This is a genomic window from [Clostridium] polysaccharolyticum (assembly GCF_900111595.1).
Taxonomy (GTDB): Bacteria; Bacillota; Clostridia; order Lachnospirales; family Lachnospiraceae; genus Clostridium_AI; species Clostridium_AI polysaccharolyticum.
Genome location: NZ_FOHN01000001.1, coordinates 174,439 through 192,297, shown reverse-complemented (window position 1 = coordinate 192,297; position 17,859 = coordinate 174,439). Strand labels below are relative to the sequence as shown.

The 17,859-nt window shown below is 35.8% G+C and carries 13 protein-coding genes; 2 read left to right on the top strand and 11 right to left on the bottom strand.

Annotation, left to right across the window (positions count from 1 at the left end):
- The first annotated feature begins 232 nt into the window (after positions 1 to 232).
- Complete coding sequence (locus tag BMY85_RS00860) at positions 233 to 1,930, top strand: methyl-accepting chemotaxis protein (RefSeq protein WP_092475078.1); 1,698 nt, start codon at positions 233 to 235, stop codon at positions 1,928 to 1,930.
- Positions 1,931 to 2,033: 103 nt separating this feature from the next.
- Here BMY85_RS00860 and BMY85_RS00855 read toward each other — a convergent pair whose 3' ends face one another.
- Genes BMY85_RS00855 through BMY85_RS00840 form a run of 4 tightly spaced genes read right to left on the bottom strand, consistent with a single transcriptional unit; the run spans position 2,034 to position 8,982 of the window.
- Positions 2,034 to 3,293 carry a coiled-coil domain-containing protein gene (locus tag BMY85_RS00855; RefSeq protein ID WP_092475076.1) on the bottom strand — a complete coding sequence of 420 codons (1,260 nt, stop codon included), beginning with the start codon at positions 3,291 to 3,293 and terminating at the stop codon, positions 2,034 to 2,036.
- Positions 3,294 to 3,303: 10 nt separating this feature from the next.
- A complete protein-coding gene (locus BMY85_RS00850; RefSeq protein ID WP_092475074.1) occupies positions 3,304 to 4,137 on the bottom strand; it encodes a hypothetical protein in 834 nt (277 codons plus the stop codon).
- A gap of 12 nt (positions 4,138 to 4,149) precedes the next feature.
- A complete protein-coding gene (locus tag BMY85_RS00845) occupies positions 4,150 to 5,421 on the bottom strand; it encodes a DUF5716 family protein (RefSeq protein WP_092475072.1) in 1,272 nt (423 codons plus the stop codon).
- A 3-nt stretch (positions 5,422 to 5,424) separates the two neighbouring features.
- Positions 5,425 to 8,982, bottom strand: coding sequence for a DUF5717 family protein (locus tag BMY85_RS00840; RefSeq protein ID WP_092475070.1), 3,558 nt, complete (start codon positions 8,980 to 8,982; stop codon positions 5,425 to 5,427).
- A gap of 93 nt (positions 8,983 to 9,075) precedes the next feature.
- Between BMY85_RS00840 and cobD the strand changes: the two genes are divergently transcribed.
- Positions 9,076 to 10,194 carry a threonine-phosphate decarboxylase CobD gene (cobD, locus tag BMY85_RS00835; RefSeq protein WP_092475068.1) on the top strand — a complete coding sequence of 373 codons (1,119 nt, stop codon included), beginning with the start codon at positions 9,076 to 9,078 and terminating at the stop codon, positions 10,192 to 10,194.
- 306 nt (positions 10,195 to 10,500) lie between these two features.
- On the opposite strand, the gene BMY85_RS00830 is transcribed toward cobD, so the two are convergent.
- The 7 genes from BMY85_RS00830 to BMY85_RS00800 form a co-directional block, all read right to left on the bottom strand.
- Positions 10,501 to 12,132, bottom strand: coding sequence for a TM1812 family CRISPR-associated protein (locus BMY85_RS00830; RefSeq protein ID WP_092475066.1), 1,632 nt, complete (start codon positions 12,130 to 12,132; stop codon positions 10,501 to 10,503).
- A 207-nt stretch (positions 12,133 to 12,339) separates the two neighbouring features.
- Positions 12,340 to 12,762, bottom strand: a complete 423-nt coding sequence (locus tag BMY85_RS00825) for a hypothetical protein (RefSeq protein WP_092475064.1) — start codon at positions 12,760 to 12,762, stop codon at positions 12,340 to 12,342.
- 155 nt (positions 12,763 to 12,917) lie between these two features.
- Positions 12,918 to 13,772: a metallophosphoesterase family protein gene (locus BMY85_RS00820; RefSeq protein WP_177180562.1), complete on the bottom strand. Its 855-nt coding sequence runs from the start codon at positions 13,770 to 13,772 to the stop codon at positions 12,918 to 12,920.
- A gap of 250 nt (positions 13,773 to 14,022) precedes the next feature.
- Positions 14,023 to 14,436, bottom strand: coding sequence for a hypothetical protein (locus BMY85_RS00815; RefSeq protein WP_092475058.1), 414 nt, complete (start codon positions 14,434 to 14,436; stop codon positions 14,023 to 14,025).
- Positions 14,437 to 14,466: 30 nt separating this feature from the next.
- Positions 14,467 to 15,159 carry a hypothetical protein gene (locus tag BMY85_RS00810; protein WP_143066296.1) on the bottom strand — a complete coding sequence of 231 codons (693 nt, stop codon included), beginning with the start codon at positions 15,157 to 15,159 and terminating at the stop codon, positions 14,467 to 14,469.
- Positions 15,160 to 15,180: 21 nt separating this feature from the next.
- On the bottom strand, positions 15,181 to 16,476 hold the full coding sequence (locus tag BMY85_RS00805) for an HD domain-containing phosphohydrolase (protein ID WP_092475051.1): 1,296 nt from the start codon (positions 16,474 to 16,476) through the stop codon (positions 15,181 to 15,183).
- A gap of 11 nt (positions 16,477 to 16,487) precedes the next feature.
- A complete protein-coding gene (locus BMY85_RS00800; RefSeq protein ID WP_092475048.1) occupies positions 16,488 to 17,765 on the bottom strand; it encodes an adenylosuccinate synthase in 1,278 nt (425 codons plus the stop codon).
- Between the last annotated feature and the right edge of the window lie 94 nt (positions 17,766 to 17,859).

The window sequence follows — 17,859 nt, the reverse complement described above, 5'->3', positions numbered from 1 at the left end:
GTTACATTAAAATGTCAAGATTTTTTCAAATAACCTTTATATTTTTTAACGTCGAAACTGGATTTATAATTGCTTTTTGTACTGATTTGTAGTAAAATATTCACAGTCGTTTTTTACACTATAACAGACATTTCTTAGGACATTTCTTTGCATACATATTTAGACGCATTTAAAACTGCTAATCCTTTATGCTGCCCCCAAAAAAATTTATAAATAAAGGTGGTATTTATGTATGAAAACGAAAAAAGGAAAAACATTTAAAATTTCATTAAAACTCTCTATTTTAATCCTTGTATCCCTTATCTTTATGTCAGCTGGAATTAACTGTTCAAGCATCAGCAGACATGAAATTTTAGTAGAGCAGCTATACAAGGAAGAAATGATTGCAACATCTTCTTTAATGCAAAGCCTGTTAAACAGCATCAGCTCATCCGACTATCAGAAAACTGGATATACCTATTACAAAGGGGATATTTCCTTATCTTCTTTTCAAAACGAGATTCTCGCAATCAGCCAGAAATCCACTGTCAATATCAGTTTGTTTTATGGTGATGCGATTATGGCAAGTTCCTCTTCTAAAACCGCATACATAGACGAAACAATCTTAGAAGAATTAAATAGTACTGAGGCTATATACAAAAAAAACATGCCAATTAACGGTGAAAATTATACTTGTTACTATACGCCTTTAAAACAGCCTAGTACTGGCGAAATCATTGGTGCTGTCTGTGTGAATACCTCTAAAAAAAACATACAGAAACTCAACGATAAAAGCCGGCATCAGACAATATATATCTCAACAGTGTCCATAATCCTCATTTTTCTTGGAACCTATTTTATAATCAATAAATTAGGAAAATCCTTGACAGCCGTAACGGAAGTACTTTTAGAACTGGCAAGTGGCAATTTGAATATATCCCTTGACGCAAAAAAACAGAAAATGAATAACGAAATCGGTGCTATTAGCCGTTCCGTTATTCAAGTAAGAGATTCCTACCGGAAAATGTTAGAAAGCATTAATCAGACGGCAGATGAAATCAGCTTATTTTCTACTCATTTTTCAGATTCTTTCCATAACATTGGAGAAAACATTGAATACTGTACAACTTCTGTAGACTCTATCGCAAAAGGTGCTTCTTTGCAGGCTGAAGAAACCCAGAAATCCAATCAGGGTATTGAAAATCTTTACCATTCCATCCAGCAGGCATCTCAGAATATTTCTTCCCTTGAAAAGCGTTCTGCTATTATGAAAAACTGCAGTACCTCTGCACAAAACACCATGGATGAACTAATTGCCATAAACGATAAGACAACCTCTTCCTTTGATACTGTAAAAGAAATATCGGATGCCAGCAATTCTTCTGTGGAACAGATTGAAAAAGCTTTAAAAATTATTACGAGCATTGCCTCCCAGACAAATCTTCTTTCCCTAAATGCAAGCATAGAAGCAGTACATGCTGGAGAATCTGGAAAAGGGTTTGCCGTTGTAGCAAGTGAAATCCGCAATCTTGCAGAACAGTCTGCTAATATGGTAAGGCAAATTGAAGAAATTACCGTACAATTAACCAATAATTCGTCGAAAAGTGTCCATGTCATAGAAAACGTAACCAAAGAAGTACATTCACAGAGTTCTAAACTAAAAGAAACATCTGGCTACTTTAAAAACCTGCTCCATGAAGTTTCCTATGTTACAGCTGATATTGCCTCAATCCAGTCCGAAACCGCCATTATCTCCAATCTGACTACTACCTTAAATGAAAACACCCAGAATCTAAGCACAATAGCACAAGAAAACGCTGCACATACAGAGAAAACATCTGCAGCATCTATTACATTATATAATATTATTGGTAATTGCCAAGAGCAGACAGAGCAAATGATTCATTTAGCAGATTCCCTGAAATCACAAATGAATAACTTCAAATTCTAAAATGCAACGCCATTTTCTATAAAATCCAAAAGGAAATGCCATTTCGCATTTTTCTAAAATTGCGAAACAGCATTTCCTTTGTTCCATTTTCATCATATAACAGCTACTCAGACAGTTCCATCTGTTGAAAATCAATGCCGGCCTTTTCCATCTCTTCTTCCACCTTCTGTTTCCACTCAGGTTTTTTCTCCATAGAATTCTTTAACATGGAAAGTCCATTATTCTGCACTTTGTAATTAAAATCAATTCGTTCTCTTAATTTTTGCCTGCGTTCATTTAGCCGGTGCCGGATTTCTACCATTTCCCTATTGTCAATCAGTGCTGCGGCCTGGTAAATCCATATATCACAATCTTTTATATTCCGTTGTCTTAATTCTTTTATAAGAGCATTGTTATAGAAATTCAGCATTCCTGTATTGGAACGATACTGTTCCGCTTCTTTTTTTGCCTTCATATACTTATCATAAACAGAACTTAACTCCATAGAATTGACTACCATAAATTTTCCATAAGCATAATCCAAAGCATTCTGAGTATTTACATACTTAATCTTTACTGTGTTGGTTAGTCCAACTAATCTGCTTCTTTTCTGATTATTCTTTAAAATCTCCATGCGGTTTCTTCTTGATTCATGGAAAATATAGAATGCGATTCCTGCTGCAAATATAATCGAAAGAATAAATGGCACATTCAGGTCCAATTCTTTTTTTTCAGAAAGAACTACAAAAATAATATCCATCAGAACCACTAATATTCCTGCAGCAATTGACAGCTTCCTTAACATTTCCTGTCCACCAATGATTTCGTCTCTTTCAAACTCCAGCTTAGCCTTTTCAGCCGCTAATTGCCTTAGATCGCCTTTTACCATGCGCTGGTAGTCCTCATTTTCCCTCATCTGCCTGATTTCCCGAACCATATTTTTCTCGTAACGGCTTATATTGCGGAACTGGACATCGGAAAGTTTTATGTCTGCTGTCTGGTATTTGGAACGCTCTCTGGTCAGAGTAATGATATTACGGGCGGCATCTTCTAGCTCCTCACGTTCTTTCCCCTCAATGGCGTCTATTTTTTGTATATCGGCAAGATAGTCCGTCACGGCTTTGTATTCTAACTTAGCTTCCTGAATCTGTTTTTTCGCATCTGCAATCTGATTGCAGGTATCCGCGATGGAATCCTTTGTCTGATTCAACGTTTCTTCTTTCTCCTGATACGCAGATTTCTTGGAATCGGCCAGATCCTTTAGTTCTAGTTCCATATTATCTAAGGAAATATCCAGCTGTTCTGTTTCATTTTGTTTTCTTTCCAGTTCTTTATCAAACTCAGGTTCTGAATGGAGTTCCTTTTTCTTCTTAAAAATCTTCATGATATCTCCCTTAACTTACTTTATTTCTATACTCACGAATCCACTTTTCCAGCATAGTTTCCAGATCCCTGTAAAACTTAATGGCATCATGCTTTTCTTTTGAATCCAGCAGCTTCTGGTAAGCCTGATAACAGGAATGAGCGGATTCCATAGATTCTGCATCCTTCATAATAGCCTCTATCATTTCCAGCATTTCACTTGGAACAGCCAGATCTTTTTGCTGTTCCTGTGCATTTTCATTGCCTAACATCCGTAAAATCAGCAGATAGGATTTTAAGGATTCGGGATTCTGATTGGACCGGTATGCTTCTTTCATCTTTTGTGCCGCATCTTTTAAAGATCCAATATTAAGAAGCACGAATGCATAATTGTGAAGCAGGTTTCCATATTCACCTGCTGTCAGTATGGACGCTTCTCTGCTTTCTAATATGGCCTCATATTCTTTTGCAGCAAACAGGTACCGCTGGTACTGAACATAAATATCCGCTTTCATTTTTCTGCGCTTAATCAGTGGCAGGCCATCTATTTTGTCCATTACCACAATCAGTTCTTTCATTTCTTTCTCTGTATAATAATCGGTACTGCATAGTATAGAGATAACCTTATCTTTTAAAGTTCTGCCAGAACGGTTTAATTCTCTTAGTTTCTTTGCAAGTTCTGGCAGTTCCACTTCTTTTTCAATCCAGCCAATAACAGATTCCGAAAAGAACTCGTCTGTAATCAGATAAATATGCTGATACAGATAAAAGCACAGTTCTTCGATTGTATAAAGAATGGTATCCGTTATTTCTATCCGCAATGGTTCTTTGGCTCTTGTTCCGCTGCATAAAATAAATTTTCCCATGAGCACTCCTCCTTAGAGATGTATCTCTTTTTCCCAAATCCGGTTTGTCGAAGGGTACATATTACCAAACCCTTTGTCTTTCACCTGCAGTACACAGGTCTTTGGATCTAGGAATTTTACCCCTATTTCTAATATTGTGGTTCTTCTTGGCCGCCCTTCTATAAAATCAATGTGCAGGAAAAAAGTTTTCTTCTGCTGTGTCATAACATCAAAAATTTCCAATTCCAATTCATTTTCTTCATCTGGAATCACTTCCAGTTTGTGATTTACATCAAACCACGCAGCTCCTGCTCTCACAAGGTGGTACGGTTCAAATCGGCTGCTGGAAAATACTTTTACAGAAATATCAACCAGAACCATTTCATCATTCAATAGCAGATAATTAGACAGCTTACTTTCTCCGCCTACTTCTTTTGCCCCATAACACGCACCAATGGCATATAGATTCTGTCCCAAAAATACTCTTCTTCCAACACATAATCCTTCTAAAACAGACTGACACCAGTTTCCCCTGAATCCTTGTCCTGTCACATAAATAGTGGAAACGATCTTTTTGTGAAGTGCATTTTTTGTAACGCTGTCAAACATATATGCAAGCTCTCCTTCTTCTTTGGATTCTAGCATGCCATAAGATAACAGCTTTGTAAATTCCTTTTTCTCTATTCCAACGGTAACCGGACTTGTCCTCCGGTTCATAAAAATCCTGTAAAAGAAAAGCCCTTTAGATGAAAAATCAAACAGGCCAACATCATTTAGCCAGAGTTCTTTCTTCTGACGAAGGGTATAATACAAATAGCTTTCCTGATGGCTTAAGACAGCAACCCTCTCTTTTTCAAACCCCAGCTGCTGTAATGCTTCTAACAGCATATTTACAAGAACTTTTTCCTTATTTTCCAATGTCACAGCAAGCATTTGAATGGTTCCTTCTGGAAATCTTACCATTAGCAGATTTAAACATTTTCTTAAAAAACGTTTTAAAATCTCAACAGGCTCCCATTCCTTTTCATAATACCAAATAGGACTTTCTTTCTTTATAGATTCAATAAAGTCCATAAGCAAAGGTGCCTTCTGCTCTTTCGCAAGCCGCACAGCATCTTCACCAAAATACCACTGTCCATTCTCCTTTGTTACTGCCAGAACGGTAGGAATCAGATAAGCTTCTTCCCCCTCTTTCTGAGAAATGGAACAAGGTTCAAATAGTGCTTCATCATAGTAAGTAATCTGCGAAAACTCATTATCCAAATCTAGCCCAACAAATAATTTCTGTCTTTCTATGACAAACACCTCCTACTCCAACATTTTAAACTGTTCACTTACAATGGTCTTGCTTGTAACATATTGTTTTACCAGATCCAGTGCTGTTTTGCTGTCCTGCATCTGTTTGGCTACAAGCAGTGAATTTAACAGTCCATATTCACTATCGGTATCTGACATGTCATCCTCATATTGAATTTCTTCTCTAGCTGTCTGCTTTTTCTCTCCTGCATATTCTTCCGTCAGATAATAAGACAGTTTATCCCCATGAAAAAGCACGAATTTCTTCACAAATATGCCTTGATAGCAGTTTTTTAAAACTTCTTCTCTTATAGGTCCGCCGTTTAACGCATAGTGCAGCACAACTTTTCTATTCTCCTCACAATGGTACTCGACAAAATATTTATGTGCAATCTCATACGGCATGGAAATCCGGTTTTGAAATCCCATGAAACAAGATAAAGCAATTCCTTTTTTTACATACTGCTGTACTTGAATTTCTGCATATTCTTTCTCTTTTTCTGTTAAAATTTCTTTCCTGCTTAATCTCTTTAAATAAGCAAGATTTACTATGTCACAGCTATTTTGCAGGATAAACTCTTTCATGATATCCAATAGCGTTTTTTCTAACTCTTCCTCTTTTAAAAGATACAAATAAGAATGATATGATAAAAAGGCCCGCACAACCATTTTATCTTTCTGCTCTCTTGTAAGATAATCCATAAACACAGCCATAATTTCCGGCCTTTTGGTCTCACTGAAAAGACTTTGGGAAACAATCTGTTCCTCTAATTCCTCACAAGGAATTTCAAATTCCCGGCAGGATTTCCAGATGCGGATCAGATCTTCCAAAGTTCCTACATAATGGTTACAAAGCATTTTGGTAATCAGTTTGTCTGCTCTTCCTTTTTTCAAGGCATTCATGGCAATATTTAAAAATACTGGTGTAATCTTTTGTTCCTTGTTGTGAAATCTTCTGCTGTAGTAAGCAAGAAGTCTCTTAGGTGGCAGATTGTCGTAACCATATTTTTCAAACTGTTCTTCAAAATTTATAGGAAGTCCCCTTATAATGCATAATTCCATCAGCCGTGGCCGTTCTTCCCTGCACACTTTTGTAAAGTCCACAGTCTGTAACAGTTCATCCAATGCCGCTAACTGTACATTGTCATAATACTGCTTCGCCACTTTTCCAAAACATTTCCAATAAAATGAAGGTCTTAATTCTTCTAATAATAAAATACGCTTTCTTAACGCTAACGCTGTACTTGCATGATTCTGATAAGTCTCAAGCTGCTCATATAAATATAACAAAAGCATGCCATTTTCCTGGGCATATGGAAAGCATTCACTTGCTAATTCATCTAAAGATATATATTTGGATAAATAATATTCCATTGTAGCAGCATAACGGTTATTCTTCCTGTCTACAAGAAAGACCTGGGCACTGTCTGTATAGATGGCCACCTGGGCAATTCCATCCTCAATAGGCGTATAAACTTCCTGTTCTGTTTCCCCATGTACTACTACGGCTCCCGTTATGTCTGGCATATCACACCGCAGTTCCTGCAGGAACATCACATATGGCAAGTTTGCTTTTACGGTCTCATCAAACGCATCACAGGTACAGAGATCCTCATACAAAATCGCCAGATTGGAATTGATTACGTGTTTCTCCAGTTCCTTCTTAGCAAACGCATGAATGGCTTCTTCATATCCTTCCAGCACTGCTTTGTCATACTGCTCCCAGTTCTGAATCACATTGGCATATAAAAAGGCTTTTTTCTTCTCATGCAACGTACACTCTAAGGAAAAATAGGTTAATAAACTTTCTGGCAGTATTTTATGGAGATCTTCCTCCATAGAATACATATAGTACTCATAAAGCTTTAGAATCCTTACCTGTTTTTCCACGCCCAGTTCATACCACTTAAAATACTGTTTTCCTGCTTTTTGTGCCCTTACCAGCATGCTAAGGATAACCTGAAGCACTTCCATATCCTCTTTCTGCTGATATAGCATTTCCAGACTATGATAAAGGGCAGGATAAAAATGCTTCCGTTTAGACACCATCATCAGATACTGCCGCTTTACCTCCTCTGTCATGAAGTTTTCCCGAACCATCCAGGTCATGACAGGAATTGCTTCTTCTGATACATCCATTAAAAATACTTTATAATCCCTGTATAATACACTGGCTTCATAGTATATGATGCTGCTCCTTACACCACATCTTAGAAGCTCCTGTAAAGCTTCAAACCGTTTTCTTGGTTCTTCCATATATTCTGTTTTTACATTCATTAAAAACCAGAACAGTTTCCAGTTTTCCTTCTGTTCCTCATACAAAGCTTCAATAAGGCTACTGGCTTCCTGTATTTTCTCAGGCTCCCGGTCTTTCATAGCCAGAAGATACAGATACCCTGCATAACGTTCCACATTTTCCTGCTTCCATTTGTCTTTGCAGGATTCCAGAAACTGAAAGCATTCCTCAATCTCCATACTGTCTCCTGCTGCCACTGCCAGATGGGTTTTTAATAAATAATACGCTTCTTTGTCTCCTGTTTCATAGATCTCATTGGCGATAAGACGCATCTCTGACACATATTCTTCTACAGCAATATGATTCATACGGAAATTTAAATAATTCTGTGCCAAAGTTACCAGATTCGCCTGCTGTTTCACATATGCCTGCACATTCCTTGTCCGTCCCTCTTTTCCCTCTGCTTCTTCTCCCCGTGCAGTAACTTCAATACGAAACACCTGATAAGGAGTCTTTAAGGAAATGACACCCACATTCATGCCTGGCTTAAGTTTTTCAGGCTTTACTAAGAATTTCAGATTACAGCTGTTTCCGATAAAATGTTCAGGCCAGACGATTTTACGCTCCAATTCAATAAAATCTGCATCTGTTTCTCCATGAATCTCTATATATCCCCAGTTATCTTTGTAAATCACCACTCGGTCTTCTAAGGTTTCCGCTACATTGGTATAGGCAATTGCTGTTTTGTCTACTGTAAGACTGATTCTTACTTTCTTATGTATGGATATTAAAAATTCTTCCATTGCATGGCTTTTGGAAATGCTCTTTCGTAAGCTCTGATATAAGACTTCATTTTTTCTGTCATGGATAAGCAGTTTTCTGGCAAACTGGCCAGACTTAAATATTTTTAACGCACTAAGCCAGTCCTGTTTTGCCAGATTGGCAAACTGAAACAGATCTCGTATCTTTCCTAGTTCTGTCTGAAAATAAGGAGCTTCTGCTTTTACCACAACTGGTATCTTATATTCTCCGTAATTGCTGATAATTTCAATGGCACCAGTACGGGTTTCGCCTGCTGCCTGTTCTGTGGCATCATATTGGTACTGTATCGTCACTTTTATCCCAGAAAATGATGTCTCTGAAAGTTTTAGAAAATGATCTGTCTTCGTAAGAATCCCTTTCATTGGTATAGGGCCATCCGTCCAGATCTGGAAGCTTCCCTCGTATATTTTTCCCGCCTCTGCCCCTATTTCAATGGTTTTCTGAGAAAAGAAAAGGGAGTATTTCTCGTATTGAAACACACCTCTTGAAAACTTCGTTAATTTTTCTTTCATTGCATGTCTCCTTGCTTTTTCATAAAAAAAGGCTATAATTATTATAGATTATAACACTTTAGCGAAAAAAAGAAAAGGAAAAGGGCGAGAACGATGGAAAAACAGGAAAAACAGGCTATCCAGCAGAAAGAACATTTTCATGGCAGTGATTTAGAAAAAATAGAACGCATTTACCATATCAAAAAAGAAGAAATCACAAGTTTTTCTGCTAACATAAATCCACTTGGCGTATCCTTAAAATTACGTGAAACTCTGGCAAATCACATAGATGCGATTACTTCTTATCCTGATAGGGAATATGCTTCTCTTCGTGAAAGCATTGCTGCTTATATAAAAGCCAGCAAAGAACATATTATGGTTGGAAACGGTTCAACGGAACTGATTTCCAGTTTTATCAGCGTTACAGCACCTAAGAAAGCGCTTTTACTGGCTCCTACTTATTCAGAATATGAGCGTGAGATTACATTGTGTGGTGGAAATTTTTCCTACTATGCATTAAAGAAGGAACTGGATTTCAGATTACCAGTGAAGGAATTTACAGAACAGTTATCAGAGGATCTGGATCTTCTGATTCTTTGCAATCCTAATAATCCTACTTCCACTACTCTTACAAGAGAGGAAATAAGGCAAATTCTAACTGCATGCAAGAAAAAAAATATTTATGTCATTGTGGATGAAACCTATATAGAATTTACAGAAAATATTTCTCAGATTACAGCTATTGGGCTGGTAAGGGAATTTGATAACTTAACGGTGCTACGTGGCATTTCGAAATTTTTTGCAGCACCAGGGCTTCGGCTTGGATATGCGGTATGTTCCAACCAGCACATTCTAGATGAGATTAAGGAAAAGAAGAATCCTTGGACAATTAACAGTTTGGCTTCTATTGCAGGTGAGATTATGTTTACGGATGATGCCTATATCAATGCATCCAGAACACTGATTTCCAATGAACGCCAACGGCTTTGTGCAAAATTAAACCAGTGTCCAGGCTTAAAAGCATATCCTTCTACTGCTAATTTTGTGTTAGTGGAGATTTTAAAGAAAGGCATTACGGCATTTGATTTATTTGAAGCGGCTATTCGTAAAGGGCTTATGATCCGGGACTGCAGTACTTTTGAAGAGCTTGGAGAGAATTTCTTCCGGTTCTGTTTTATGAAGCCTGAGAAAAATGATGAGCTGATGGATGTGATTTTAGGGATGATGAGGTAAGTATTTCAAATAAAAGTCTGTAATTAAATCTTTTATGATAATTGTAAGAGCTAGAACGAATTCCATTTATATTTTTTCAATCTAGATCTTGCTATTATATATAATACCTAAAGAAATGTATGTCAAGAGCAGGTGACTTAATCGGCACCTGTCATGACATGCATTTTTCAATTAATCAGGCATCCGTCCTTCACATATAATGCAAAGTTCACCGTATACTTGTGCCCAGTTCCACAGTATAAAAACTTTCATAGATTCTATATAATATCTAAAAGTCTATCAGAAAGGAACACAGAATTAACTCGTTTAATTTGTCACCTCCTGAAATTTGCTCTTGTCTGATGGTGCGGATTGTGACTCAAACATGCACAAATGTTCGTATGCATTTTCTAAGAATTCTTTTATCGAGTCATATTCACATAATAAGGATTGCTCTGACTTCTTCCTAAAATCAAAATAATCTCTAGCTTTTTCATTTTTCATTAGTGGTTCATCGCTGGCATGGTTCATGTGATTACGTATTTCTCTGATTACAAGGTAATCCTTTAATACAGTTATTACCTGATCCTTATTGCCTTTTTTTAATTTAATGTTTGAAAACTCATCTACATTAGATAAAATGCAAACTGCCTTAGCATATTTCTCACTACCATATTCCTTAGCATATTTCTCATAATCACTAAGAAAAGCTTTATAACCTCCTTCTAATCCATGCAATACTGCTTCAACTTTACTTCTTGCATTTTTCTTATTAGACTTAATGACTAAATTATTTATTTCTAATAATTTTAATTCTTCCATGATATACTCTGGCATTTTTTCATTATAAAAAGTAACTGCCTGCTGAATCATATCATTATCACAATAATGCTTAAATAGTTTCACAAACTGCGGAATTGTTTTACCAATGCCCATTTTCACTCTAACAGTCGAAAGCAGTGCTTTTAATATTTCTACTCTGCTGTCTATGACATCATAATTTACATTTTCCAAATCTTTCATCTTCTTATAGATTTCATCATATATTTCAGGTAGTTTCTTAAAATCACAAATAGAGATCATATTTGAATACTTTTGCATACTACATAAAAGTTCATCCACTAAGTCCTTACCTTCCATTAGACCGCTTTCCTTATGTAAGCTTTCCTTTAAAGTATTTACTCGTCCATACTTTACAAATTCATTAACGCCATTAATTACACCAAGCATTCCATATGAATCTTTTATAGAGCCAATTTCATTTCCATTTTTGCTATTTATATTACTATAAATAATGTTCTCAACTTTAAATTTGTTATGCTCCTTAAGCTCTAGTAATTTCGTTAGTATAAGACTTAAAAAACTAAAATCTCTTGGTCCTCCCGACGAATCTATATAAACATAAAACGTATGCTCTTCCTTATCACTATCCTGTTGCTTCAATCTTTCCAATTCTTCAATAAATTTTTGAAGCTGTTCTTTGTATGCATCAGCCATGCCCAGATCTTCATTTACGTCTATTTTTTTAACGTTAACTTTACATAATTTTCTCATTTCTGCAAAATGTTTCACCCTTGATTCATAATAAATAGATTCATTTATTTCTTTCCGTTCTGCGGATTCACTGCCGTCTTTTTCCTTCGGATACAGCTCCTGTTCTAAAGCCTTTACATAAGAATCCAAATTAACCACACCTTGTTGATATTCCTTAAAAAAACTTTCTAGTTTTTCCCTTTTTCCCTCAGTCCTTCGGACTTCATTAGAGCAAAAATAAAGCACATCAACCGTATATTTTTCGTTTTCTTGTTTCTCAGCAATAGAATCTAATATTCCTTGAATCCCTGCTTCGTTAGTAAGAATTGCATATATCTTTTTATCGTTATTTATTCTATTCCAATACTCTTGAACTTTTATCTTTGTAAATCTGCTTAAATAACTAATCACAATGTAATGATTCAATATTCTAAACCTCCATTTTATCAATAAAAAACTCTCATTCTTTAATATATGTATTTTCATATACATGAATCACTTAACTGTCGTATTGTATTCATCAATTAATTGTCTTATCTTTTGCTTAACTTTCAAATACATCTCTTATTATTATTTAATCTGAAACAGTCTCTTTTCACTTTGCTAAACCTATTATACAATTAAAATCTTCGCTTATATCCCATTATGTAAAATATAACTTCCTCTTTCCAATGCTCCCTTGCACATTGTTTCTAAAGCCTCTAATTGATTAAGAACTTCCTGCTTAATATATGAATTAAATTCATACCGATCTTCAATTGAAAGAAAATCACCTGTTAATGTAAATTCTTCTGGTGCCTCTTGAAATAATCTTATCCAGCAATTTATAATTGTTTTGAATTTCCTTATATTTTCTCCTTTTATAATCGAATAACCATAATAATTTAATCCATTGTTACTTGACATTTCATCATTACAGCTTACTTTCATCCATTTCAATGAATCCTTTATATACAATATTAAATTATCTGATACATCAATTTTATCCATCCAATCCTCTATAAAATCTATATTACTCTCTTTCTCTATCATCATAAATTGATGAATTAATGGCATAATAACTCTCCCTTCTTACTGTTTTTTACATAATATAAATCAGGGCTGCTTCTATAATCATTGTATAAGACAACGGTAATCCTTTTGCCTCTATTTCATTTTTTGCTTAATCTTTTTAATCACCTCCGTTAGATTTTTTCCCACAGCAAGCACCTCTACACCCCAATAATCTTGGCTGCCCTGTCCCAATACTTCTCTGGTATGGTTCCATTTACAATTTCAATCTTGTCTTGGCTAGCCAGATCAAACGCTTTTTTAGCACAAAGCGGGCCTACATTCACTCCCGTTTCCATGGACTTTAAAATGCACTTAGGCCACCATTTTGCCTTTTCCATAAGGGAACTTCTCATAAAATGAGTTCTTAATTTCTCATAGTCAAAAGGAACTGTAATCAGTTCTGCTTCCCATCCATCTTTTTTCCATTCCAGAATAGCGAAATTTGCTGTCCTGGGCTTTCCAATGGCTACCCCAATAGAACCTGGATTGACAAGAAATTTATCTTTATATGGATAAGCAAACTGCCTGTGAGTATGGCCACCTAACATCAGCCCCACTGACATCTGCTGAAGATAGTGTTTCGTGTTATCTCCATGGGCATGAAGGAGTTCTCTGGATGAATTAGGAGAACCGTGAACCAGCTGGATTCCATCCATTCCTTCAAACTGTACCACCTTTTGGTGATCCATATGGCGAAATTCCCGAATGTCTTCTGTTGTAATATGTTCAAACGTATACAAAAGGCTCCCTTTGTATGAAGAATACTCCCAGTCATTGCTCTTTCCATCCTCATGGTCAATAAAATACTCTTCTCTATTTCCACGAATATGAACGGTATCATATTCCTTATTTAATGCAGCAATCCGCTCTAATGTCAGCCTTGGTGCCGGACAGTCACTTATATTATCTCCCAGAAATATTATCTTTTCTACTTTATGTTGCTGTATATAATCCATACATGCATCCAATGCAATGTAATTACTATGAATATCACTAAACACGGCAATCCTCATAAACGAACTCCTGCCCTTCCTTTTATAAAAATATAACATCTGAAATTGTATTCCAGACTTACTGATTATACTTATTAAATTATCCATTTGCTAATATTCTTACTCTTTAGTTTAACAAAACATAGGCTCTCACGCAAGGGAAGCACCTGTTGAAAAAAGGCTTTATATCCTGTAATGAAACATGATTCAAAGAATCACACCCCGCCACTTGACATAAAGCCTAAAAGGTACTCCTATCATTGTAATACACCTAATCTGCTATTTTTCTCAATTTTTTAATAATATCTTTATCCACTTCATACCTTTTTTGTTCAACATTTAACTCCTTTGCTAAAATCCCAACAGATATTTTACTGTCATTGGTGATAAATTCTATCATCAAATGTCCATATAACGGCTGTATATCTTCATCAACTTCAGTCAAAGTAAGGGATGCTAATTCCCCATAAAACTGTCTCATTTTTTCTGCGTCTTGAATTTTAACCATTTCATTCTCAAAACCAAAATCTATTTCCTTAATTTGCTTTAATAATTCTTCTGTAAAAATATTATTTTTATAACTTATTTTATCATTTCTAATGACTTCGTGCTTCGAGCTACATCCTGCTAACACGATTGCCAGCCCTAAAATAGTACAAACAATTTCCACAATTCTTTTATTCATCTTAAACAGACCTTCCACTTAATTTCACATTTAATATACACTTTCTACCCAAGAAAATGGATATCCTCCGTATGAAATTGTTGCAAATACTGGTCCTTGATTATAGGTTGCCGTTTGAACCTGTTCATTTGCTGAATTCCAATAAGTAATTGTTTTACTTTTATCACCATCCGAATAACCGTATAATGTAACCATTTCGCTTGACTCTTCATTTAACCACTTGTCCTCAAAAATAACTTTTCTCCCTGTCTCCAATTCAGCATAAATCATTCCCTTTTTTCTAAACATCAAAAAATTAGCGCACTCTAATGAATTCAATTCATCTGAAAAACCTTTTGCTATTGTGGCGTTCCAATTTTCACCAACTTTATAAACACTTATTATCAACCGCACTTCTTTACCTTCCATAATTGGAAAATAATACACCTCATCTAGTTTTTGCATTTTTTCTAAATCAAATATTGTGAACGGCTCTCCTAGATGCAGATTCGCATAATTATTTATAACGACCCCATACATCTGCTCATTTCCAACTACATTGTTTATTAATTCAGATGATATATAATTCACGTAATCAAATACATCTTTTCCGATGTCTGATGAATTGTAATAACTCTCATTCTTTATACTTGCTTCAACTCTACCCGTTGGAATTAATACAATGCTAATAATTACCACCAAAAAAAGGGATATCATTCTTTTCATAAAAATCTTGCTCTTCATCTTCCTGTAACTTCCTTTCATTTAATATTTAATCGGCACCTCATTCTGGCCTTCCTCTTCCAGTTCAAACTGCTTAAATTTATTATAGATTTCCTCATACTGCTCTTTTATCAGAATATAATTTCCTATGGTTTTCTCTTTCTTCTTCTCAAAATTACGGACCAGCCATTTCATATTGCGGACTGCATACCCTACAACCTCTGGACAAAGTTTCCCTGCATCACTGTCTGCCATTAAGATTTCTTTGATACGTTCTATATCAAAGGAATCTTTATAGCTTCTTTTTCCATATAATGCACTGATAATATCTGCTACTGCAACAATACGTTGTGGAATCGTCAGATCTTCCCCTTTTAATCCACGATGATAACCGGAACCATCTAACTTTTCATGATGCCTGATGGCAATTTCCAGTACCGTATCATCAATCGTACCTCTTAAAATCTTCTCAGAATTCACTACATGTTCCTGCATAATGCGCATTTCATCCTCATTTAATCTTCTTGGCGATTCCAGAATTTCAACTGGCGTAACAAGCTTGCCAATATCATGCAGTAACGCTCCATAATAAATATTATAAATATCTGCTGCCGGCAAATGCATTAACTTGGCAATTTCCACTGCAAATGTCGTAGTAGCCAGCGAATGTACTACCGTATGTTCACTGCGGAAATCAATCGTATATATAAGCATTTCCAGAAAATTTCTTTTCTGTTCTTCGCTCGTTAATTTTTTTCTTAGTAATGCTGCTAATTCTTCTTCATATGCTCCAGTACGGATATTCTCAAATATCTGATATTTCTTCTCTGCATTTAAAAAAACCTGCTTTGCCCTCTCGGAAAACCGCACTCCTGACTGCTTTGCAAAAAACTCTGCATCTCGGTCTTCATTACTGGAACGCATAAAAGTATCCAGCTTGTCTGCAAATGCCAAATACTCGGCAACCTCTATATGTGCTGAATTGATTAACTGGTATTTAGAGTAGTCTAAGTGATGGTATAAAACAATTTCTGCCTTATTCCCTAATGGTGAAAAGTATTTCAAAAAAAGGAAACCATAAATGGAATGTTTCCATACATTTTTTGTCTCTTCCCTATGAATTGTCTCTTGATCAGGTGACTTATACAGACCGATGTCATGTAAGACACCGATCGTCGTATAGTCAATTAACTCCTGTAGAAAATATTTATTCTGGCTAACAAGCATTTTATATAAAATATAACCTACTTCCTTGCCATGTTCCGTTATCTCCTTATCCACCATGCTTAAAGAACGGTGCATAACAAGATAAATATCTTGATTTTTTATTACGCCCATACGCTATCCTATTATCTTCTTATAATTTCATTTCTGCCTGGACCATTGGATACCATTGTGATTGGGGTTTCAATTTCTTTCTCAACAAATTCAATGTATTTCTTACAGTTTTCTGGAAGGTCTTCGTAGTTTTTAATTCCACGGATATCCTGCTTCCAGCCTGGAAGTACTTCATATACTGGTTTTGCTTTTGCAAGCTGTACGGTAGTTGGGAAATCCTTTGTTACCTTTCCGTCAATATCGTAACCAACACAGACAGGTATTTCATCTAAATATCCTAACACATCTAGTACTGTAAATGCAACCTCTGTTGCACCTTGCATACGGCAGCCATACTTAGAAGCAACACAATCGAACCATCCCATACGTCTTGGACGGCCTGTTGTAGCACCATATTCTCCTGCATCTCCACCACGTTTCCTTAATTCTTCCGCCTCATCTCCGAATATCTCACTTACGAATTCTCCAGCACCTACGGCACTTGAGTAAGCTTTTACTACACATACAATGTTCTTAATTTCATAAGGAGGAATGCCCGCACCGATAGCACCATAAGACGCTAAAGTGGAGGAAGAAGTTACCATTGGATAAATGCCGAAATCAGGATCTTTTAATGTACCTAGCTGTCCTTCTAGCAGGATATTTTTTCCTTCTTTAATGGCATTCTGTAAAAATGCAGCCACATCACAGACATATGGTGCAACCATCTCTTTGTATTCCATTAAAGTATTGTATAATTCCTTTTCATCAAGAGCCGGCTTGTGATATAAATGTTCCAAAATAACATTTTTCTGTTCTGCTACTCTATGAATTTTTTCACGTAATGTTTCTTCCTCTGCAAATAGCTCCGAAACCTGAAAACCGATTTTTGCATATTTATCAGAATAAAATGGTGCAATGCCGGATTTTGTAGAACCGAAAGATGCTTTTCCTAATCTTTCTTCTTCATACTGGTCAAATAATATATGATATGGCATCAAAATCTGGGCTCTTTCAGAAACTTTAATCTTTGGAGCTGGAACGCCTTTTTCTTCAATCTCTTTTACTTCACGGAATAAGTATGGAATATTTAATGCAACACCATTCCCGATTACACTTGTTGTATGATTGTAAAATACGCCTGATGGAAGCAGGTGTAACGCAAATTTGCCATAGTCATTAATAATAGTATGTCCTGCATTGCTTCCTCCCTGGAAACGTACAATGATGTCGGATTTTTCGCCTAACATGTCCGTAATTTTGCCTTTTCCTTCGTCACCCCAGTTAGCACCTACAATAGCTGTTACCATATTAATTCCTCCTATGTTTCATTATCATCAATATATTTTCAAATTTAACAGTATTATCATACAACAGTTTTTACTATAAGTAAAATCAATATTT